Origin of the sequence: Streptomyces sp. JB150 (assembly GCF_011193355.1) — a bacterium.
In the GTDB taxonomy this organism is placed as follows: Bacteria; Actinomycetota; Actinomycetes; order Streptomycetales; family Streptomycetaceae; genus Streptomyces.
Genome location: NZ_CP049780.1, coordinates 576,874 through 594,697 on the forward strand (window position 1 = coordinate 576,874; position 17,824 = coordinate 594,697).

17 protein-coding genes are annotated in these 17,824 nt (G+C 71.2%); 7 read left to right on the forward strand and 10 right to left on the reverse strand.

Annotation, left to right across the window (positions count from 1 at the left end; genetic code table 11):
- Nucleotides 1-159: 159 nt before the first annotated feature.
- Together G7Z13_RS02710 and G7Z13_RS02715 are read right to left on the reverse strand one after the other, a co-directional pair.
- Nucleotides 160-1,719, reverse strand: coding sequence for an arabinogalactan endo-1,4-beta-galactosidase (locus tag G7Z13_RS02710; RefSeq protein WP_165995660.1), 1,560 nt, complete (start codon nucleotides 1,717-1,719; stop codon nucleotides 160-162).
- Nucleotides 1,720-1,909: 190 nt separating this feature from the next.
- Nucleotides 1,910-3,931 carry a beta-galactosidase gene (locus G7Z13_RS02715; protein ID WP_165995662.1) on the reverse strand — a complete coding sequence of 674 codons (2,022 nt, stop codon included), beginning with the start codon at nucleotides 3,929-3,931 and terminating at the stop codon, nucleotides 1,910-1,912.
- 182 nt (nucleotides 3,932-4,113) lie between these two features.
- Between G7Z13_RS02715 and G7Z13_RS02720 the strand changes: the two genes are divergently transcribed.
- The 6 genes from G7Z13_RS02720 to G7Z13_RS02745 all read left to right on the forward strand — a co-directional run bounded on the left by G7Z13_RS02720 (nucleotide 4,114) and on the right by G7Z13_RS02745 (nucleotide 9,361).
- On the forward strand, nucleotides 4,114-5,433 hold the full coding sequence (locus G7Z13_RS02720; RefSeq protein ID WP_165995664.1) for an extracellular solute-binding protein: 1,320 nt from the start codon (nucleotides 4,114-4,116) through the stop codon (nucleotides 5,431-5,433).
- The gene (locus G7Z13_RS02725; RefSeq protein ID WP_165995666.1) at nucleotides 5,430-6,407 is read left to right on the forward strand and encodes a sugar ABC transporter permease; all 978 of its coding nucleotides are present in this window, start codon (nucleotides 5,430-5,432) and stop codon (nucleotides 6,405-6,407) included. The genes G7Z13_RS02720 and G7Z13_RS02725 overlap by 4 nt, the downstream gene beginning before the upstream one ends.
- Nucleotides 6,404-7,309: a carbohydrate ABC transporter permease gene (locus G7Z13_RS02730; protein WP_165995668.1), complete on the forward strand. Its 906-nt coding sequence runs from the start codon at nucleotides 6,404-6,406 to the stop codon at nucleotides 7,307-7,309. Before G7Z13_RS02725 ends, G7Z13_RS02730 begins: the two co-directional genes overlap by 4 nt.
- On the forward strand, nucleotides 7,306-8,337 hold the full coding sequence (locus G7Z13_RS02735; protein WP_165995670.1) for a LacI family DNA-binding transcriptional regulator: 1,032 nt from the start codon (nucleotides 7,306-7,308) through the stop codon (nucleotides 8,335-8,337). The genes G7Z13_RS02730 and G7Z13_RS02735 overlap by 4 nt, the downstream gene beginning before the upstream one ends.
- A gap of 336 nt (nucleotides 8,338-8,673) precedes the next feature.
- A complete protein-coding gene (locus G7Z13_RS02740) occupies nucleotides 8,674-8,916 on the forward strand; it encodes a hypothetical protein (protein WP_165995673.1) in 243 nt (80 codons plus the stop codon).
- A gap of 154 nt (nucleotides 8,917-9,070) precedes the next feature.
- Nucleotides 9,071-9,361 (forward strand): hypothetical protein, encoded by a 291-nt coding sequence (locus G7Z13_RS02745; protein WP_165995675.1) that lies wholly within the window; start codon nucleotides 9,071-9,073, stop codon nucleotides 9,359-9,361.
- Nucleotides 9,362-9,383: 22 nt separating this feature from the next.
- Here G7Z13_RS02745 and G7Z13_RS02750 read toward each other — a convergent pair whose 3' ends face one another.
- The 5 genes from G7Z13_RS02750 to G7Z13_RS02770 all read right to left on the reverse strand — a co-directional run bounded on the left by G7Z13_RS02750 (nucleotide 9,384) and on the right by G7Z13_RS02770 (nucleotide 13,288).
- Complete coding sequence (locus tag G7Z13_RS02750) at nucleotides 9,384-10,607, reverse strand: phospholipase D-like domain-containing protein (RefSeq protein WP_165995677.1); 1,224 nt, start codon at nucleotides 10,605-10,607, stop codon at nucleotides 9,384-9,386.
- A 139-nt stretch (nucleotides 10,608-10,746) separates the two neighbouring features.
- The gene (locus G7Z13_RS02755) at nucleotides 10,747-11,154 is read right to left on the reverse strand and encodes an ATP-binding protein (protein WP_165995679.1); all 408 of its coding nucleotides are present in this window, start codon (nucleotides 11,152-11,154) and stop codon (nucleotides 10,747-10,749) included.
- 94 nt (nucleotides 11,155-11,248) lie between these two features.
- Nucleotides 11,249-12,118 carry a hypothetical protein gene (locus G7Z13_RS02760; protein ID WP_165995681.1) on the reverse strand — a complete coding sequence of 290 codons (870 nt, stop codon included), beginning with the start codon at nucleotides 12,116-12,118 and terminating at the stop codon, nucleotides 11,249-11,251.
- A 200-nt stretch (nucleotides 12,119-12,318) separates the two neighbouring features.
- On the reverse strand, nucleotides 12,319-12,579 hold the full coding sequence (locus tag G7Z13_RS02765; protein WP_165995683.1) for a helix-turn-helix domain-containing protein: 261 nt from the start codon (nucleotides 12,577-12,579) through the stop codon (nucleotides 12,319-12,321).
- 247 nt (nucleotides 12,580-12,826) lie between these two features.
- On the reverse strand, nucleotides 12,827-13,288 hold the full coding sequence (locus tag G7Z13_RS02770) for a hypothetical protein (RefSeq protein WP_165995685.1): 462 nt from the start codon (nucleotides 13,286-13,288) through the stop codon (nucleotides 12,827-12,829).
- A 211-nt stretch (nucleotides 13,289-13,499) separates the two neighbouring features.
- On the opposite strand from G7Z13_RS02770, the gene G7Z13_RS02775 reads away from it, so the two are divergent.
- Entirely contained in the window at nucleotides 13,500-14,330 is an 831-nt protein-coding gene (locus tag G7Z13_RS02775) for an arylamine N-acetyltransferase (RefSeq protein ID WP_165995687.1), read from the forward strand.
- Nucleotides 14,331-14,360: 30 nt separating this feature from the next.
- On the opposite strand, the gene G7Z13_RS02780 is transcribed toward G7Z13_RS02775, so the two are convergent.
- The 3 genes from G7Z13_RS02780 to G7Z13_RS02790 all read right to left on the reverse strand — a co-directional run bounded on the left by G7Z13_RS02780 (nucleotide 14,361) and on the right by G7Z13_RS02790 (nucleotide 17,751).
- Nucleotides 14,361-14,759 carry an SseB family protein gene (locus G7Z13_RS02780; protein WP_165995689.1) on the reverse strand — a complete coding sequence of 133 codons (399 nt, stop codon included), beginning with the start codon at nucleotides 14,757-14,759 and terminating at the stop codon, nucleotides 14,361-14,363.
- 305 nt (nucleotides 14,760-15,064) lie between these two features.
- Nucleotides 15,065-17,281 (reverse strand): catalase/peroxidase HPI, encoded by a 2,217-nt coding sequence (gene katG, locus G7Z13_RS02785; protein WP_165995691.1) that lies wholly within the window; start codon nucleotides 17,279-17,281, stop codon nucleotides 15,065-15,067.
- A gap of 32 nt (nucleotides 17,282-17,313) precedes the next feature.
- Nucleotides 17,314-17,751 carry a Fur family transcriptional regulator gene (locus G7Z13_RS02790; protein ID WP_165995694.1) on the reverse strand — a complete coding sequence of 146 codons (438 nt, stop codon included), beginning with the start codon at nucleotides 17,749-17,751 and terminating at the stop codon, nucleotides 17,314-17,316.
- Nucleotides 17,752-17,824 lie beyond the last annotated feature (73 nt).

A 17,824-nucleotide genomic window follows, 5' to 3' on the forward strand; every position in this document is an offset into this window, starting at 1 on the left:
GACGCGGTGCCTCTTGGCCGGTATCGAACGGTTCTTCGATCTACGGGGGTGGGCGCACGGCCGGGGGTCCGGCCGCGGAGGTGTGTCCTCTCGCGGCCGGACCCCCGGGTCCGTGGGCGCCCGTGGCCGAAGCGGGTCAGCGGCGGCCGGCCGGCGGGGTCAGCGGTGGCCGAACCACGCCATCGCGGGCAGCGCCCGGTCGTCGTAGCCGAACAGCGCCTGGTTCTCCCAGCCGTTGCCGGAGGACGGGTCGGTGGGGTCCCAGCCGTTGCCCTTCACGGCGGTCCAGGTGGCCTCCCAGTAGAAGACGCCGAGCCCGCGGCGGTTCGGGACGGCCTCCACGATGCTCGTGATGTCGTTCATCCACCTGGTCTGCCCCGCGGTGGTGGCCGGGTAGCCGGCGACCAGTTCGCCGGGGAGGTCGATGATGTTCTCGTGCGCGTCCTCGCTGTCGAGGCGGAAGGGGTAGGCCGTCTCGGCGACGAACACCGGCTTGCCGTAGCGGGCGGCCGCGTCGTCCAGGGTGGTCTGGAAGTCGTACAGCGAGCCGTGCCAGTAGCCGTAGTACGACAGGCCGATGGCGTCGAACCTCACGCCGTGCGCGACGGCCGCGTCGAACCACCAGCGGGTGCCGGCGAGGTCACCGCCCTTGGCGAGGTGCAGGGCGACCGTGGTGGAGGAGCTGACCGCCTTGACCGCGTCGTAGCCGGAGTTGAGCAGTCCGGCGAGCTGGGGCCAGTTGTCCGTCGAGCCCTCGTTCCACAGCATGCCGCCGTTGATCTCGTTGCCGACCTGGACCATGTCGGCGGTGGTCCCCTGGGCCTTCAGCGCGCTCAGCACGTCGTACGTGTGGTCGTACACGTCCGTCTTGAGCCGGCTGTAGGAGTGGCCTGCCCAGGCGGCCGGCTTGGACTGGGCGCCCGGGTCGGCCCAGGTGTCCGAGTAGTGGAAGTCGACGAGGAGCTTCATGCCCTGCGCCTTGACGCGCTTGGCGAGGGCGAGCACCCGGGTCTTGTTGTTGTAGCCGTCGGCCGGGTTCACCCAGACCTTCAGCCGGGCGTAGTTCATGCCCGCGGACTTCATGACGGCGAGCGGGTCGGCGGTGGCGCCGGAGCTGGCGCGGTAGACCCCGCCCAGGGCCTCGCTCTTGGCGAGGGAGGAGACGTCGGCGCCGTGGATGGTGGTGCCGGACGTGCCCGGGGTGAAGGTGAGGTCGTCGACGTTGATCCAGTTGCCCGCGTTGGCGTCGCTGTTGACGCTGATCGTGCACTGGTTGGCGGTGACCTTCACCGGCACGACGATCCGCAGCCAGCCGCTCGCGGAGACCGGGATGTCGGTGCGCTGTTCGGCGCCGCCGCAGTTCTTCAGGGCTATGTAGGCGGCGTTCTGACCGCCGCCGGAGCGGACCCAGGCGGTCAGCTTGTACGTGCCGTTGGTCAGGCCCGAGAGGTACTGGTACGTCTCCACCTTGTAGGCGGTGGACGCCCAGTGGCTCAGCCGGTAGCCGCCGCTGTGGCCGCCCGCCTCGGTGAAGGAGGCCGCGGTGGAGCCGTACTCCGACCAGCCGCCGGGCGTGCCGGTTCCGGTGCCGTCGGTCTCGAATCCCCCGTTGGTGAGCGTGCTCGCCGCCTGGGCGGCCGGTGCCGGGAGGGCGGTCAGGGCGAGCCCTGCGGCCAGCGGCAGCAGCAGGGCCCTGAGGGTGCGTCTGGGATGGAACATCGTCGTCCGTCGTCCCTTCGACGTGAGGGTGATGGGGACCTCCCCGTTCCCGGGCGCCGGTGGCCCGCAGCGGTGGAGGCGGCCCCTCCACCCGCGGCTCCTGCGGCTCGCACGGGTGGAGGGGAGTCGGGGCGGCCACCAGGGCCGGCCGGCCCAGGTGGTGCGGGGGCCGGCCGGCCCTGGTGCCTGCTCAGCCGTCCAGCCGGACGACCCGGACCGCTCCCGCGGGCAACTCCAGGCGGCCCGCGGCGCGTTCGCCCGTCAGGAGTTCGGTGCCGGGGGTCTCCAGGGGGATCTTGACGTCGGCGGAGGTGTGGTTGAGGGCGAAGAGGTAGGTGCCCCGCTCTCCGGTGCGGACGACCACTTCCACGTCGCGGGGCAGGTCGGCGCTGGGCGCGAGGCGGGCGTCCTCGGCGGCCTGGGCGAGGACCGCGTCCAGACCTTCCGCCCCGAGGCGGGTGGAGACGTACCACGCCGTGCCCGCGCCGAGGCGGTGCCGGGTGACGGCGGGGCGGCCGGCGGTCAGGCCGTCGGCGTACGTCCACACGGTCTGCGCGCCGCGCGGCACGACGAACTCCGTCCACACGTCGGCGCGCAGCTCGCTCCCGCCGGGGCCGGTGACGCGGACCGTCTGGTCCTTCAGCAGCGGGGAGAACTCCTCGACGGTCAGGCCGAGGACGTCCCGCAGCGCGCCCGGGTAGGCGCCCTCGTGGACGGCGTCGTGCTCGTCGACGATGCCGGAGAAGTACGACACCAGCAGGGTGCCGCCGTTCTCCACGTACGCCTGGAGATTGCGTCCGGCCGCCTCGGTCATCAGGTAGAGCGCGGGGACCACGACCAGGGGGTAGGCGGACAGGTCGGCTTCCGGGTGGGCGAAGTCGACGGTGAGGTGGCGGTCGTAGAGCGCCTCGTAGAAGGCGTCGGCGCGTTCGCGGGCGTCGTGGTCCTCGCTGGGCCGCCAGTCGAGGCCCTGCGCCCACCAGGACTGCCAGTCCCACAGCACGGCCACGTCCGCGCGGGTGCGGGTGGAGCGGATCTCGCCCAACCGGTCCAGGTCGGCGCCCAGTCGCACGACCTCGTGCCAGACGCGGGTGTCGGTGCCGCCGTGCGGGACCATCGCCGAGTGGAACTTCTCGGCGCCGCGCCGGGACTGCCGCCACTGGAAGAACATGGCGCCCTCGGAGCCGCGCGCCACATGGGCGAGGGAGTTGCGGGCCATCTGACCGGGGGCCTTCGCGGGGTTGCGGGCCTGCCAGTTGACGCCCGACGTGGAGTGCTCCAGGAGCAGCCAGGGCGCGCCGCCGGCGACCGAGCGGGTGAGGTCGGCGGCCATGGCGAGGTTGACGTGGGTGCGGCGGCCGTCGGTGATCAGGTAGTGGTCGTTGGTGACGAGGTCGACCTCGCGGCCCCAGGCCCAGTAGTCGATGGAGTCACACTGGCTGAGCGCGGTCATGAAGTTGGTGGTGACCGGCACGCCGGGCGAGAGGCGGTGCAGGATGTCCCGCTCCGCGCGGAAGTTCTCGCGCAGGGTGGCGTCGGCGAACCGCTTGTAGTCCAGCGCCTGCGCCGGGTTGCCGACGGTGGGGGTGGCGCGCGGCGGGTTGATCTGGTCCAGATCGGTGTAGCGCTGGCCCCAGAAGGCGGTTCCCCAGGCCTCGTTGACCGCTTCGACCGTGCCGTAGGTGTCCGCCAGCCAGCGGCGGAAGTGGGCGGCGCAGCAGTCGCAGTAGCAGGCGGATACGGGGACGCCGTACTCGTTGTGCACGTGCCACATCGCGAGCGCGGGATGGTCGCCGTAGCGCTCGGCGAGCTGGGTGGTGATGTTCGCGGCGGCGGCCCGGTAGTCGGGGTTGCTGTGGCAGATCGCGCCGCGGGAGCCGAACTCGTAGCGGGTGCCGTCGGCGGTGACCGGCAGCGCCTCGGGGTGCTCGCGGTAGAACCAGACCGGGGGCACCACGGTGGGGGTGCCGAGGTCCACGCGGACGCCGCTGTCGTGCAGCAGGTCCAGCAGCCGGTCGAGCCAGCCGAAGTCGTACTCCCCGCGGGCGGGTTCCAGCAGCGCCCAGGAAAAGATGCCGACGCTCACCAGGGAGACGCCGGCCTCCCGCATCAGCCGGACGTCCTCCTGCCAGACGCTTTCCGGCCACTGCTCGGGGTTGTAGTCCCCACCGAAGGCGAGCCTGGTGAGGCCCCTGGGGGTGGTCTCCGGCATGGATGTCTCCCGATTAATCGATCATTTGGGAACGTGCACACACAGGGATAGCGGTGCGGGGCCAACATAACCGCACAGCAACAACCATTGACAAGTGTCCGGGATGTTTCTCTACTGTGAACGCTCACAGAAGCATGGCAGGCCCCCGTGACAGGCGGGGGCCCAGGTCAGGGGAGATATCCATGCCGAACACGAAGCGCTCTCGCCTCGTGGCCACCGTCGTCGCCGCAACGCTCGGCACCACCGCCCTCGCCGCGTGCGGCGGCGAGGAGGGGGACAGCGAGGCCCGGTCCGGGCCCGTCTCGCTCACCTACTGGACCTGGGCGCCCGGCATGGACAAGGTCGTGGACCTGTGGAACAAGGGCCCGGGCAAGGAGAAGCAGATCACCGTCACGGTGAAGAAGCAGGCCTCCGGCGACACACTGGTCACCAAGATCCTCACCGCGCACAAGGCCGGCAAGGCGCCGGACCTGGTGCAGGCCGAGTACCAGGCGCTGCCCACGCTGGTCAGCAATGACGCGCTTGCCGACATATCGGGCGAGGTCGGCGACGCGGAGAAGAAGTTCGCCGAGGGCGTCTGGCAGCAGACCACGCTCGGCACGGAGGCCGTCTACGCGGTGCCGCAGGACATCGGCCCGATGATGTTCTACTACCGCGAGGACCTGTTCGAGAAGTACGGCCTGAAGGTCCCCACCACGTGGGACGAGTTCGCCGAGACCGCCCGGCAGCTGAAGAAGAAGGCCCCGGACACCGACCTCACCACCTTCTCCGCCAACGACTCCGGTCTCTTCGCCGGCCTCGCCCAGCAGGCGGGCGCGAAGTGGTGGACCACCGAGGGCGAGCGGTGGAAGGTCGGCATCGACGACCCCGCCACCCGCAAGGTCGCCGACTTCTGGGGAGGCCTCGTCGAGGAGGGCGTCATCGACAACCAGCCGATGTACACCCCCTCCTGGAACAAGGCGCTCAACACCGGCAAGCAGATCGCCTGGGTCAGCGCCGTGTGGGCGCCGGGCACGCTGACCACCGCCGCGCCCGACACCAAGGGCAAGTGGGCCATGGCCCCGCTCCCCCAGTGGTCGGCGAGCGAGAACGTCACCGGCAGCTGGGGCGGCTCCTCCACCGCCGTCACCACGGACTCCGAGCACAAGGAGGCCGCCGCCGAGTTCGCCGCCTGGCTGAACACCGACGGTCAGGCGCTGAACGCGCTCGCCAAGGAGAGCGGCATCTACCCGGCCTCCAGCGCCGCCCAGCTCAGCGGCGCCTTCACCGAGTCGCCGGAGTACTTCTCCAACCAGGCCGACTTCTACACCAAGGCCGCGGAGATCGCGCAGACGACCGCGCCGGCCGCGTGGGGCCCGAACGTGAACGTCGCCTACACCGCCTTCAAGGACGCCTTCGGCGCCGCGGCCAAGAACAAGTCGGACTTCACCGCCGCCCTGGAGACCATGCAGGAGGCCACCGTCGCCGACCTGAAGAAGCAGGGCTTCGAGGTCGCGGAGTGACCAGCACGGCACGCCGGAAGGCGTACGGGGTCAAGGGGGCCCCGTACGCCCTCCCGTCTCCCGCCACCACCCTCGAACGAGCGCGCAGCGCGCCCTACTTTTTCCTCCTCCCCGCCACGATCCTGTTCGCCCTGTTCTTCGCCCTGCCCATCGGCTACGCGGTCTGGCTCAGCTTCCGCAAGGTGAAGGTCTCCGGCCTGGGCCTCGGCTCCGGCGCCCGCCGCGAGGTCTGGGCGGGCCTGGAGAACTACACCGCCGCCCTGACCGACAGCGAGCTGCTCGGCGGCGCGCTGCGCGTCGTCGGCTACGGCTGCATCGTCGTCCCGGTGATGCTGGGGCTGGCGCTGCTGTTCGCGCTGATGCTCGACTCCGAGAAGGTGCGGCTCGCCCCCTTCACCCGGCTCGCGATCTTCCTGCCGTACGCCATCCCCGGCGTGGTCGCGGCACTGCTGTGGGGCTTCCTGTACCTGCCGGACGTGAGCCCCTTCTTCTTCGTGCTCGACAGGCTGGGCCTGCCGCAGCCGGATCTGCTGGACGGCGGGCCGCTGTACCTGGCCCTGTCGAACATCGCGGTCTGGGGCGGCACCGGCTTCAACATGATCGTCATCTACACCTCGCTCCGGTCCATCCCGGCCGAGGTGTACGAGGCGGCGAAGCTGGACGGCGCCACCCCGTTGCAGATCGCGCTGCGGATCAAGATCCCGATGGTGGCGCCCTCGCTGGTGCTGACCTTCTTCTTCTCGATCATCGCGACGCTCCAGGTGTTCAGCGAGCCCACCACCCTCAAGCCGCTCACCAACTCCGTGTCCACGACGTGGAGTCCGCTGATGAAGGTGTACCAGGACGCCTTCGGCAAGGGCGACATTCACGCGGCGGCCGCCCAGGCCACGATCATCGCGCTGGCCACGCTGCTGCTGTCCTTCGGCTTCCTGCGGGCCGCGAACCGACGTCAGAGGCAGGAGGCGGCACGATGAGCACGCTGGCCGTCCGCAAGAGCGAGCCCGCCGCAGGCACCACCCCCGGCACCGCCCAGGGGCCGCCCCCGCCCCAGCGGATCGCGCTGATCCCGACGGTGACGCTGCTGCTCGGCGCGGTCTACTGCCTGCTGCCCGTAGCCTGGGTGGTGATCGCCTCCACCAAGTCCGGCAGCGAGCTGTTCTCCACGTTCACGTTCCTGCCGGGCACCGGCTTCACCGAGAACCTCTCCGACCTGAACGCCTACCGCGACGGCGTGTACTGGCAGTGGATGGGCAACTCCGCCCTCTACGCGATCCTCGGCGCCCTGCTGTCCACGGCGGTGTCGTCCTTCGCGGGCTACGCGCTGGCGACGTACCGCTTCCGCGGGCGCGAGACGATGTTCAACGTGCTGCTCGCGGGTGTGCTGATGCCGCCGGTGATCCTCGCGATCCCGCAGTACCTGCTGCTGGCGAAGGCCGACCTCACGGACTCCTACCTGTCCGTACTGCTGCCGCAGATCCTCTCGCCGTACGGTGTCTACCTCGCCCGGATCTACGCCGCCGCCGCGGTGCCCGCCGACGTGGTGGAGGCGGGGCGGATGGACGGCGCCGGCGAGTGGCGGATCTTCACCCGGATCGCGCTGCCGATGATGGTGCCGGGCCTGGTGACGGTCTTCCTGTTCCAGTTCGTGGCGATCTGGAACAACTTCCTGCTGCCGTACATCATGCTCAGCGACGACGAGAAGTTCCCGATCACGCTCGGTCTGCACACGCTCCTGGAGCAGGGCTCGAACACGCCCGCGCTGTACACGCTGGTGATCACCGGCGCGTTCCTCGCGGTCTTCCCGCTGGTGGCGCTCTTCCTGGTCATCCAGCGGTTCTGGAGCCTCGACCTGCTGTCCGGGGCCGTAAAGTCATGACCATGAGCCATCCGGGGGGTCGGCGCAAGCCGCCGACGATTCACGACGTGGCGCGCGAGGCGGGTGTCTCGCGCGGCACGGTCTCGCGCGTGCTCAACGGCGGTCACTACGTCAGCCCGGCGGCGCAGGAGGCGGTCAACGCCGCGATCCGCAAGACGGGGTACGTGGTGAACCGGCACGCGCGCTCCCTGATCACCGGCCGCTCGGACTCGGTCGGCTTCCTGCTGACGGAGCCACAGGAGCGGTTCTTCGAGGACCCCAACTTCAACGTCCTGCTGCGCGGCTGCACCCAGGCGCTGGCCGCGCACGACATCGCGCTGCTGCTGATGCTGGCGGGCACCGGGGACGAGCGGCGGCGCATCACGCGGTACATCACCGCCGGGCACGTCGACGGGGTGCTGCTGGTCTCCAGCCACTCCGGCGACCCGGTCGCGCAGGAGCTGCGCGAGGCGGGGGTGCCGCTGGTGGCCTGCGGCAAGCCGATCGGGCTGGGCTCGAAGGTCAGCTATGTCGCCGCCGACGACCGGGACGGCGCCCGGGACATGGTCCGGCACCTGCTGTCCCTCGGGCGGCGCCGGGTGGGCATGGTGACCGGCCCGCTCGACACGCCCGGCGGTGTGGAGCGGCTGGCCGGCTACAAGGAGGTGCTGGCCGAGGCGGGCCTGCCCGTCGACGACGCCCTGATCGTCTCCGGCGACTACAGCCGGGCCAGCGGCGAGGAGGGCGCGGAGCGGCTGCTCGCCCGGGCGCCCGACATGGACGCCGTGTTCGTCGCCTCGGACCTGATGGCCCAGGGCGTGCTCACCGCGCTGGCGCGGGCCGGGCGCCGGGTGCCGCAGGACGTCGCCGTCGGCGGCTTCGACGACTCCCCCGCCGCCGTGGCCGCGAGCCCCGAGCTGACAACCATACGGCAGCCCTGGGACCGGATCAGCGCCGAGATGGTGCGGGTCCTGCTCGCCCAGATCGGGGGCGAGGACCCGGCGGCGGTGATCCTCCCGACGGAGCTGGTGAAGCGGGAATCGACCTGACCCGGGCGGTGGGTGACCAGCCCACCGCCGGGCACCGCGGGCCATCGGGTGCTGTGGCCCGCCTTCGTACCGCGGAATGTTGACGCCGGATACCGCGCGCAGTTGACGACTCCCGGCTGCCGAACGGGCAGGCTTGTCGCTCGCACTTCGGGCGAGAGAGGCCTGCCCGCGTTGCGAGGGACAGTGCCGAGGAGGCCCGAACGCCTGGGGGGAGCCGCGCTGTCCGTGACGCGCGGCGGCAACGGCCGTACGCGCGACGAAGGTCCGAGCAGCATCAATGCACACAGAACCGCGCACGTCATCCTCACGTGTGCCCTGAGCTTGGGCCTGGCCGGGGTGGCCGAGGCCGAACCGGGGCCGACGCCCTCCGGCACCGCCCGGCAGACGGCGGCCACAGCGGCCGGACCGGGCGCTGCGGCCGGGGACAAGGCGGTCATCAACGGCCCCGTCTTCAACGATCCGCTGTCCGGACCGGCCGACGGCGCCATCCGTGGCTCGCCGCCATCGACCGACTGGTACCTGTTCCGGTCCTACAACGACGCCTCCACGCTCTCCAACGCCCAGCTGTACTCGGCCTGACGTGCTTCGAGGACCTGCGCAAAGGCCGCACCACCGACTCCGTGAACCCCGGCTACGGGTGGACCACGCCGACCGGTTCCACCTACCGGGCGTTGTTCTACCCGCGCTGGAAGACCGACGCGGACCCCATGGTGAACACGCTGCACTCGGTGAAGTGCTCCTGCACGGAGGACGGCCAGAAGACCATGCCGCCTCCAACGGACTGCACATCCAGCGCCGTTCCTGCCGCATCACCGGGGACGGGCGCGGCATCATCCCGCACACCGAGATCATGATGATCGACGGCGCGTACGACGACGACCTCGTCCCGCGCGTCTGCATCGGCAGCGGCAACTTCACGCATCCGGAGAACTCGGACGACTCACAGCTGCGCCTCATGGGCCGTGACGCGCACAGCGCGTATCTGAGCTGGTTCTACAAGCTCAGGTCGGCCTGCGGCGGCTGAACCGCTCCCGCGGCGCCGGGGGTCACAGGAACCGGCGGATGGGCTGCACGGCCGCCTCGCGGGTCCGCTGGAGGAGGGAGCGCTTCTTCCAGCGGCCCGGCCTGACCAGTTCACTGGCCGCGGCGTCCTCGTCGAAGTGCTCGTCCAGGGTGGCGGTGAAAGCCGGGTCCAGCACGGCGAGCATGACCTCCTCGTCGTGCTCCAGGGAGCGGCGGTTGAAGTTGGTCGAACCGATCAGCGCGGCGACCCGGTCGACGGTGATGACCTTGGCGTGCATCATCGTCGGCTGGTACTCGTGGATCCTCACCCCGCACGCGGTGAGGTCCTCGTAGAAGTGCTGCCCGGCGAGCCGGCAGACCCGCTTGTCGGTGTGCGGCCCGGGCAGCACGATCTCCACGTCGACCCCGCGTCGCGCGGCGGCGCACAGCAGCCCGACGAAGTAGGCGTCCGGGGAGAAATAGGCGGTGGCCAGGCGGAAGCGTTCCTCGGCCGACTCCAGCATCACGCGTATGAGGGTCTGCATGTCCTGCCAGCCCAGGCTGGCCGAGCCGCGCACCACCTGCACGATCGCGTCGCCCTGCGGGCGGTGCTCGATGAACCGGTCCCGCTCGTCGAACAACTCGTCGTGGCACTCGGCCCAGTTCTGCGCGAACGCCGCGGCGATGCCGTCCACCGCCGGGCCGCGGACCTCGACATGGGTGTCGCGCCACTCGTGCGGGTCGCGGGCGTCGCCGCACCACTCCTCTGCTATGCCCACCCCGCCGGTGAACGCGGTCTCCTCGTCGACCACGAGGACCTTGCGGTGGCAGCGGTGGTTCTGCTTCAGCGGGGACAGATGCCGCGGCTTGCGAAACCACGCCACCTGCACTCCCGCCCGCCGCATCGTCTCCAGCTGCTCGGTCTCGATCAGCCGGCTGCCGAACCCGTCCAGCAGCAGCCGCACCCTGAGCCCGGCGCGGGCGCGGTCGGCGAGGGCCTCGGCGAACTCGCGGGCGATGTCGCCCTTCCAGTAGACGAACGTCATCATGTCGACGGTGTGCTCGGCTGCCCGGATCGCGGCCAGCATCGCGGGGAAGATCTCGTCCCCGTTGCGCAGGACGGTCAGCGCGTTGCCCTCGGTCGCGGCGATTCCGATCAGCCGCTCCAGACGGCGCCGTATCCGCGCGACGCGGTCGTCGGCGGTGGGTTCACTCGGTGTGTGGAGGGCTCTCGGGGTCAGCTCGGGAGATTCCTGTGTGTTCGTCATGACGGTTCCCTGGCCGGGACACGGCGCGTGCGCGAGGCCGCCGGACGGGGCCGCCGGGCTTCGCGCAGACGCGGTGCGGGTCGAGGTCGAGGCCGTGCCCGCACCCCGCGGGGTCAGCGTGCGGGCCGGCCGGGGTTCTTCACGTGGCCGACGGGCGGAAGCAGGCGGTCACCGACTTGCCGTGCGGGCAGCGACGGGCTTCCCATTCGTCGGCCAGGGCGTCGACGAGAAGCATCCCCCGCCCGCCGGGGCGGTCCTGGCTGGGCTCGCGCGGTGTGGGCAGGGCGGCGTCGTCGTCGTGCACGGTGATGTGCAGGCACTGGCCGTCCCAGGCCATCACGAGCCGGGCGGTGGAGTGCGCGTGGACGTGGGCATTGGTGACGAGTTCGGAGACGGTCAGCAGCACGTCGTCCACGGTCTGCGGGTGGCTGCGCGTCCAGCCGAGGGACTCCAGATGGTCGCGGGTCCAGTCGCGTGCCGCTTTCGGGCCGGTACTCAAGGGCAGCGAGCGTGCCCAGCCCACCGCTCGCAGGGACGAATCATCCACCACAACTCCTCCTGGCCTTCCCGCCCCGCGCCGGCGGCCCCACGCCCCAGAGGCCGGGCGTGGCGGGCAGCCGACGCGGACCGGTCCTGGCGGGTCAGCTCTGCTGCCGGGCGCCCCGGAGCGCCTCGTCGGTCATGTCGGCCACCTGTCCGGACGGCGGCGCCTCCGCGTCGACTTCGGTGCCGAAGTCCGAGAACTGCAGCACCGTGCTCATCTTCAGCCGCTGCGGCGCCGCGCTGTTGTCCGGCTGGGCCGAGGCGGAGGCCGGGGCGTCGACGGTCATGTCGATCTGCTGGCGGCGCAGCCGGCCCTCGTCGTCGAGCCAGACCTGCATCGGCAGCGTCGGGCCGAGCTGCTTGCTCATCTGCTCCCCGCCCGGCAGCTCGGCGACGTCGACGGAGACCTTGTAGTGGGTGGTGCTGGTGCCGTCGATCTTCTCGGTGCCGACCTTGGTCACGTCCTTGTCGGTGATCGCCTTGGCGTACGCGGCAGTCTGGGCCGGGTCGCCGAGCTGCTGGTTGCCCAGGCCCTGCTGTGCGGCCGCCTTCTTCAGGTCGATCTTGATCCAGGGCTTGCCGCCCGGCGCCTTCTGACCGGTCACCTTCTGGTAGAGGACCTGGTCGACGACGCGCTGTTCGAGCGTCCCGTCCTGCGCGCGGACGGTCATGACGCTGTCGCCCTCGGCCAGATCGATGACGCCTTCGCCGTCGGACGTGATCGTCTTGCCGTCCGCGGAGAGCTTCATCCTGATCGTCATCCGTGCCGACTCGGCCTCGGCCGTCTTGTCGTAGGCCGCCCGTACCTCCGTCGTGCCCTGCTCCCGGGCACCGGCGCTCGTGCCGGCGCTCGGCGACCTGCCGTCCCCCTCGGCCTCCGCGTCGCCGCCGCCACAACCGGTCAGGACGACACTCCCCACCACCGCGGCGACCACGATCGCGCCGGACGTCCTCCCCCTGAAGCGCATATGAATCCCCATCTCCTCAACGTGTACCGACCGCCGTCCCATCACGCCGGCCCACTGCGCCGAATGCCCCGGATGACCGCTGACACACCCGGCCCCGGCCCGAATCGCACACGAGTGACGCCTGGTGATTCCTCGTGGGGGCTCGCCCGCCGGGACGCGCCCCGCCCGCGGCTCGCACCGTCCTGACTGCCGCTCGCCCCTCAGAAACGTTTCTGCACCAGGGCACGGAACTGCGTCGGGGTCATGCCGGTCGCCGCGCGGAAGGCCCGGGTGAACTCGGAGGGCCGTGGACAACCCCAGCGGGCGCCGATCGCCCGGACGGGGCTCGCGTCGCGCGGGTCCGCGAGGTCCCGGCGGCAACGGGACCTGCGTGCCCGCCGGATGACGTCGCACACGGTGGTCTCGTGCGCCTGGAAGACGCGGTGCACGGTGCGCAGGGACACGCTGTGCGCCGCCGCCACGTGGCCGGTCCGTGCTGGGGATCGGGCAGGTTCCGGACGATGGAGCCCACCATCGCGTGGTAGAGCGCGGACATCCGGGACCCCGGCGGCAGCGCCGACGCCTGCTCGACGTGTCCGGCGACCGCCGCCGTGAGGTCGACGACGGTCGTGCCCAGCAGGGCCTGGTCGCCGCCGGACAGCTCGGTGTCCGGACCGGCCAGTGTGGTGAGCATCTGACGGAACACCAGGCCCATGCCCGCCGTCGGCTTCATAGGGCCGCCCCGCACTCCGGTCTGACCACCCGGTCCGAAAGGGGCATCAGCTGCCGGGGGAGCTGCAGCAGCACGCAGCCGGACCGCTCCCGGTCCGTCTCGACGCGCCCCTGGAACGGCTGGGAGCTGTCGTACAGGACCATCTCGCCCGGTCCGAGCAGCGTCTCGTGCCCGCCCTGCTCCACGCCCTGCCGCCCGGACGTGATCAGGGCGAGCTGGCAGAACTCGGGGTCCGACTGCCGGATGAGGCGTGCGGAGCGGTACGAGACCAGGGGCGCGTACGCGATCGCGGAGAGCTGGGCCGCTCCCAGTTCCATGACCCGGATGAGCGCGCCGGAGCGTTCCGGGTCCGGGAACCGGAAGCGCTGGGTGACCAGCGCGAGCGCCGCCGTCTCCTCCCAGACGGACGTCCTCTCGTCCGGCGACAGGCCCGTCGTGTCCAGCACGGTTCTCGTCATGAGTCCCCCCGGCACTCGTCGTGCGTCACCGCGCACAGCAGAGTGTGCGGAGCGAAGATCCGCCGAGGACAGCGCTCTTTGCGTCAAGTAGCCCGGTTCCTCGGCAACGGGCGAGCATGCCCGCGGCACGACTGGCCTAGGACCAACGTCCGAGAGCGGGCCCGACCCGGGTCCGCCGACGGAGCCGCGACGCCCGCCTAGGGTGAGGGGCATGTCCGAAACGACACCGTTCGATCTCGACGCCTATCTCCGCAGAATCGGCTGGGACGGCCCCCTCGGTGCCGACCCGGCGACGCTGCGGGGGCTGCATCTGGCCCACTCCCTGTCGATCCCGTTCGAGAACCTGGAGGCGCTGCACAGCAGGGCGCCGTCCCTGGCCCCGGGTGATCTCATGGCCAAGCTGGTGGAGAGCCGGCGGGGTGGCTACTGCTACGAGCACAACCTGCTGTTCTCGTACGCGCTGCAAGCGCTCGGCTTCCGGGTGACCATGCTCGCCGCACGCGTCGCTCTCGGCGCCGACCGCGTCGAGAGCCGCCCGCGCTCCCACATGGCCCTGCTCGTCACGGTGGACGGCGATCCGTCGCCGTACCTCGCCGACGTCGGCTTCGGGACGGTCGGGGCGCTGCTGGAGCCCGTGCCGCTGACCGCGGGGACCGAGTTCCACGGCGCGGGGCGCCGCCACCGGCTCGTGCCCGCGTCGCACGGCGGGCCGCTGCCGGTGTGGACGCTGGAGGCGTACGACCGAACCGGCGGGGAGTGGGTCGCGCAGTACGCGTTCACCGTGGAGCCGTTCGAGCCGGCCGACTACGAGATGTTCAACTGGTTCGTGGGGACGAGCCCGCGGTCGCCGTTCACCCGGCGGCTGTACATCCAGCGGACCACGTCCGACGGGCATCTCCTCCTGGAGGACCGCCTCCTCACCGAGACCGGCGACGACGGCACGGTCCGCAAGCGGGAACTGGCCGGTGAGGCCGAGGTGCGCCGGGTGCTGGACGTCGACTTCGGCATCGCCGTGCCGGAGGGGATGTCGCTGACCCCGTGATCGCTGACCTGTGACCGGCGGCCGCCGCCGTCAGGGGCGGGCCAGCAGGGTGCGCACGCCGTCCGAGGTCAGCGTCAGGCCGTGCGCCGAGCTGGCGTCGATGGTGAGGGAAAGATCGTCCGAGGGCCACTGCGCGGCCAGCGCGCCCAGCGGGACCAGCCGGTAGCGGGAGACGTACGGCAGCAGCCCGGCCATCTCCAGCTCGGAGGTGAACACGGGCACCACCGGCACGCCGTCCGGCTGTTCCAGTACGGGCAGCGCCACGGCGCTGGGGTCGGTCGCGTCCTCCTCGGGGACGTCGTCGGGCACCGGGACGAGCACGTCGCTGTGGGCGAGCGTGTCCAGCGCGGCGGCATCCTCGGTGTTCCGGGCGAGGGCGTCGAGCGCCCGCTGCGCGGGGGTGGTGCCGTTCTCGGCGGGTGTGTCCATGGCGGGTCCCCAGATAGCTGCGGTCGTACGACGTGCCCGGCCCAAGATCGACCCGGACACGGCATTCCACGCGTACCCGAAGCAGCCCGGACCATGCGCGCGCGAGGGCCCGCACCCGCCGGACATCGGATGAGCGACCCGAGACGGATCCGCCAGGTCAGCCGACCCGTGGCCGATCCGACAGGTCAGGCGACCCGCGGCCGAAACGCCCGGTCAGACGACCCGCGGCGGATCCGACAGGTCCGGGCCGGCCCGTGACGGGTCGGCCCGGACAGCGGAGGAGCGGCCGGTCAGGCGGAGCCGGCTCAGACCAGGTCGAACCGGTCCAGCTCCATGACCTTGACCCACGCGGCGACGAAGTCGTGCACGAACTTCTCCTTCGCGTCGTCGCTCGCGTAGACCTCGGCGAGCGCGCGCAGCTCCGAGTTCGAGCCGAAGACCAGGTCGGCGCGGCTGCCGGCCCACTTCAGCTCGCCGGTGGCGGCGTCGCGGCCCTCGAAGGTGGTCTGGTCCTCCGAGGTCGCCTTCCACGTCGTACCCAGGTCGAGCAGGTTGACGAAGAAGTCGTTGGTCAGCGCGCCCGGGGTCCGGGTGAGGACGCCGAGCTGCGACTGCTGGTGGTTGGCGCCGAGCACGCGCAGCCCACCGACGAGGACGGTCATCTCGGGGGCGCTCAGGGTGAGCAGGTTCGCCTTGTCGAGCAGCAGGTACTCGGCCGGGAGGCGGTTGCCCTTGCCCAGGTAGTTGCGGAAGCCGTCGGCCGTGGGCTCCAGCGCGGCGAAGGACTCGACGTCGGTGTGCTCCTCGGTGGCGTCGACCCGGCCCGGGGTGAAGGGCACCTCGATGTCGAAGCCGGCGTCCTTGGCGGCCTTCTCGATCGCGGCGCAGCCGCCGAGGACGATCAGGTCGGCGAGGGACACCTTCCGGGCGCCGGTGTTCCACTCCTGCTGGACGCTCTCCAGGGTGCGCAGCACGACCGCGAGCTGGTCGGGGTCGTTGACCTCCCAGTTGCGCTGCGGCTCCAGGCGGATGCGGGCGCCGTTGGCGCCGCCGCGCTTGTCGCTGCCGCGGAAGGTGGAGGCGGACGCCCACGCGGTGGTGACCAGCTGGGAGACGGTCAGGCCCGAGTCGAGCAGCCTGGCCTTGAGCGCCGCGATGTCGGCGGCGTCGATGAGCTCGCCCTCGCGCTCCGGCAGCGGGTCCTGCCACAGCAGGGTCTCCTCCGGGACCTCGGGGCCGAGGTAGAGCGACTTCGGGCCCATGTCGCGGTGGGTCAGCTTGAACCAGGCACGGGCGAAGGCGTCGGCGAACTCGTCCGGGTTCTCGTAGAAGCGGCGCGAGATCTGCTCGTAGACCGGGTCGAAGCGCAGGGCCAGGTCGGTGGTGAGCATGGTCGGGCGGTGCTTCTTCGCCGGGTCGTGGGCGTCAGGGATGATCTCCGGGGCGTCCTTGGCGACCCACTGCTTGGCGCCGGCCGGGGACTCGGTCAGCTCGTACTCGAACTCGAAGAGGTTCTTGAAGAAGCCGTTGCTCCACCGGGTGGGCGTGCTGGTCCAGGTCACCTCCAGGCCGGAGGTGATGGTGTCGGCGCCCTTGCCGGTGCCGTAGGTGCTCTTCCAGCCGAGGCCCTGCTCCTCCATGGAGGCGGCCTCGGGGTCGTTGCCGACGTGGTCGGCGGGGCCGGCGCCGTGGGTCTTGCCGAAGGTGTGGCCACCGGCGATGAGGGCGACGGTCTCCTCGTCGTTCATCGCCATGCGGCGGAAGGTCTCACGGATGTCGCGGGCCGCGGCCAGCGGGTCCGGGTTGCCGTTGGGGCCCTCGGGGTTGACGTAGATCAGGCCCATCTGGACGGCGCCGAGCGGGTTCTCCAGCTCGCGGTCGCCGCTGTAGCGCTGGTCGTCGAGCCAGGTGGTCTCGGGGCCCCAGTAGACGTCCTCCTCCGGCTCCCAGACGTCCTCGCGGCCGCCGGCGAAGCCGAAGGTCTTGAAGCCCATGGTCTCCAGGGCCACGTTGCCGGCGAGGATCATCAGGTCGGCCCAGGACAGGCTCTGGCCGTACTTCTTCTTGACCGGCCACAGCAGGCGGCGGGCCTTGTCGAGGTTGGCGTTGTCGGGCCAGCTGTTCAGCGGGGCGAACCGCTGCTGGCCGGCTCCGGCGCCGCCGCGGCCGTCGCTGATCCGGTAGGTGCCGGCGCTGTGCCAGGCCATGCGGATGATCAGCGGGCCGTAGTGGCCGAAGTCGGCGGGCCACCAGTCCTGGGAGGTGGTCAGCACCTCGGCGATGTCCCGTTTGACGGCCGGGAGGTCGAGGCTCTGGAAGGCCTCCGCGTAGTCGAAGTCCTCGCCGAGCGGGTTCGCCACGGGCGGGTTCTTCGCGAGGATCTTCAGGTTGAGCCGCTCCGGCCACCACTGGCGGTTGCCGCCGCCCTGGGTCGGGTGCAGCGCACGCCCGTGTGCGACCGGGCAGCCACCGGTGCCCTCCGTCTTGGGGTCGGTGACGATCGCATCGGGGTTCTCAGCCATGGGAAACCTTCCGAACTAGTGGATCACGGTGCTCAGGAACTGCTGGTGGTGGAACAGCCGGGGCACAGACCCCAGTAGATGACCTCGGCCTCGTCGATGGCGAAGCCGCGGTCGTCGGACGCGGTGAGACAGGGGGCGTGGCCGACGGCGCAGTCGACGTCGGCGACGGCGCCGCACGAGCGGCACACGAGGTGGTGGTGGTTGTCGCCGACCCGGCCCTCGTAGCGGGCCGGGGAGCCCGGGGGCTCGATACGGCGTACGAGTCCGGCCGCGGTGAGCGCGTGCAGCGCGTCGTACACGGCCGGAAGGGAGATCCGGCCCACGCGCTCGCGCACACCGGCCGCGACGGCCTCGGCGTCCAGGTGGCCGCCGGCCCGCACGGTGTCGAGCAGCGCGACACGGGCCGCCGTCACCCGCAGGCCTGCGCCACGCAGCTCGTCGGCGGTGGTCGGGGTCCCGGATGCGGTCACGGGGGCCAAGCTACCGCGTAAACACGAACAATTAAAGAAAACAAACGGTTCAAGTTTGATGGCCGGACGAGGG

Coding starts and splice junctions, on each gene's coding strand:
- G7Z13_RS02710 (WP_165995660.1), bottom strand. CDS start 1,719: ATGTTCCATCCCAGACGCACCCTCAGGGCCCTGCTGCTGCCGCTGGCC.
- G7Z13_RS02715 (WP_165995662.1), bottom strand. CDS start 3,931: ATGCCGGAGACCACCCCCAGGGGCCTCACCAGGCTCGCCTTCGGTGGG.
- G7Z13_RS02720 (WP_165995664.1), top strand. CDS start 4,114: ATGCCGAACACGAAGCGCTCTCGCCTCGTGGCCACCGTCGTCGCCGCA.
- G7Z13_RS02730 (WP_165995668.1), top strand. CDS start 6,404: ATGAGCACGCTGGCCGTCCGCAAGAGCGAGCCCGCCGCAGGCACCACC.
- G7Z13_RS02735 (WP_165995670.1), top strand. CDS start 7,306: ATGACCATGAGCCATCCGGGGGGTCGGCGCAAGCCGCCGACGATTCAC.
- G7Z13_RS02750 (WP_165995677.1), bottom strand. CDS start 10,607: ATGACGAACACACAGGAATCTCCCGAGCTGACCCCGAGAGCCCTCCAC.
- G7Z13_RS02760 (WP_165995681.1), bottom strand. CDS start 12,118: ATGCGCTTCAGGGGGAGGACGTCCGGCGCGATCGTGGTCGCCGCGGTG.
- G7Z13_RS02770 (WP_165995685.1), bottom strand. CDS start 13,288: ATGACGAGAACCGTGCTGGACACGACGGGCCTGTCGCCGGACGAGAGG.
- G7Z13_RS02775 (WP_165995687.1), top strand. CDS start 13,500: ATGTCCGAAACGACACCGTTCGATCTCGACGCCTATCTCCGCAGAATC.
- G7Z13_RS02780 (WP_165995689.1), bottom strand. CDS start 14,759: ATGGACACACCCGCCGAGAACGGCACCACCCCCGCGCAGCGGGCGCTC.
- katG (WP_165995691.1), bottom strand. CDS start 17,281: ATGGCTGAGAACCCCGATGCGATCGTCACCGACCCCAAGACGGAGGGC.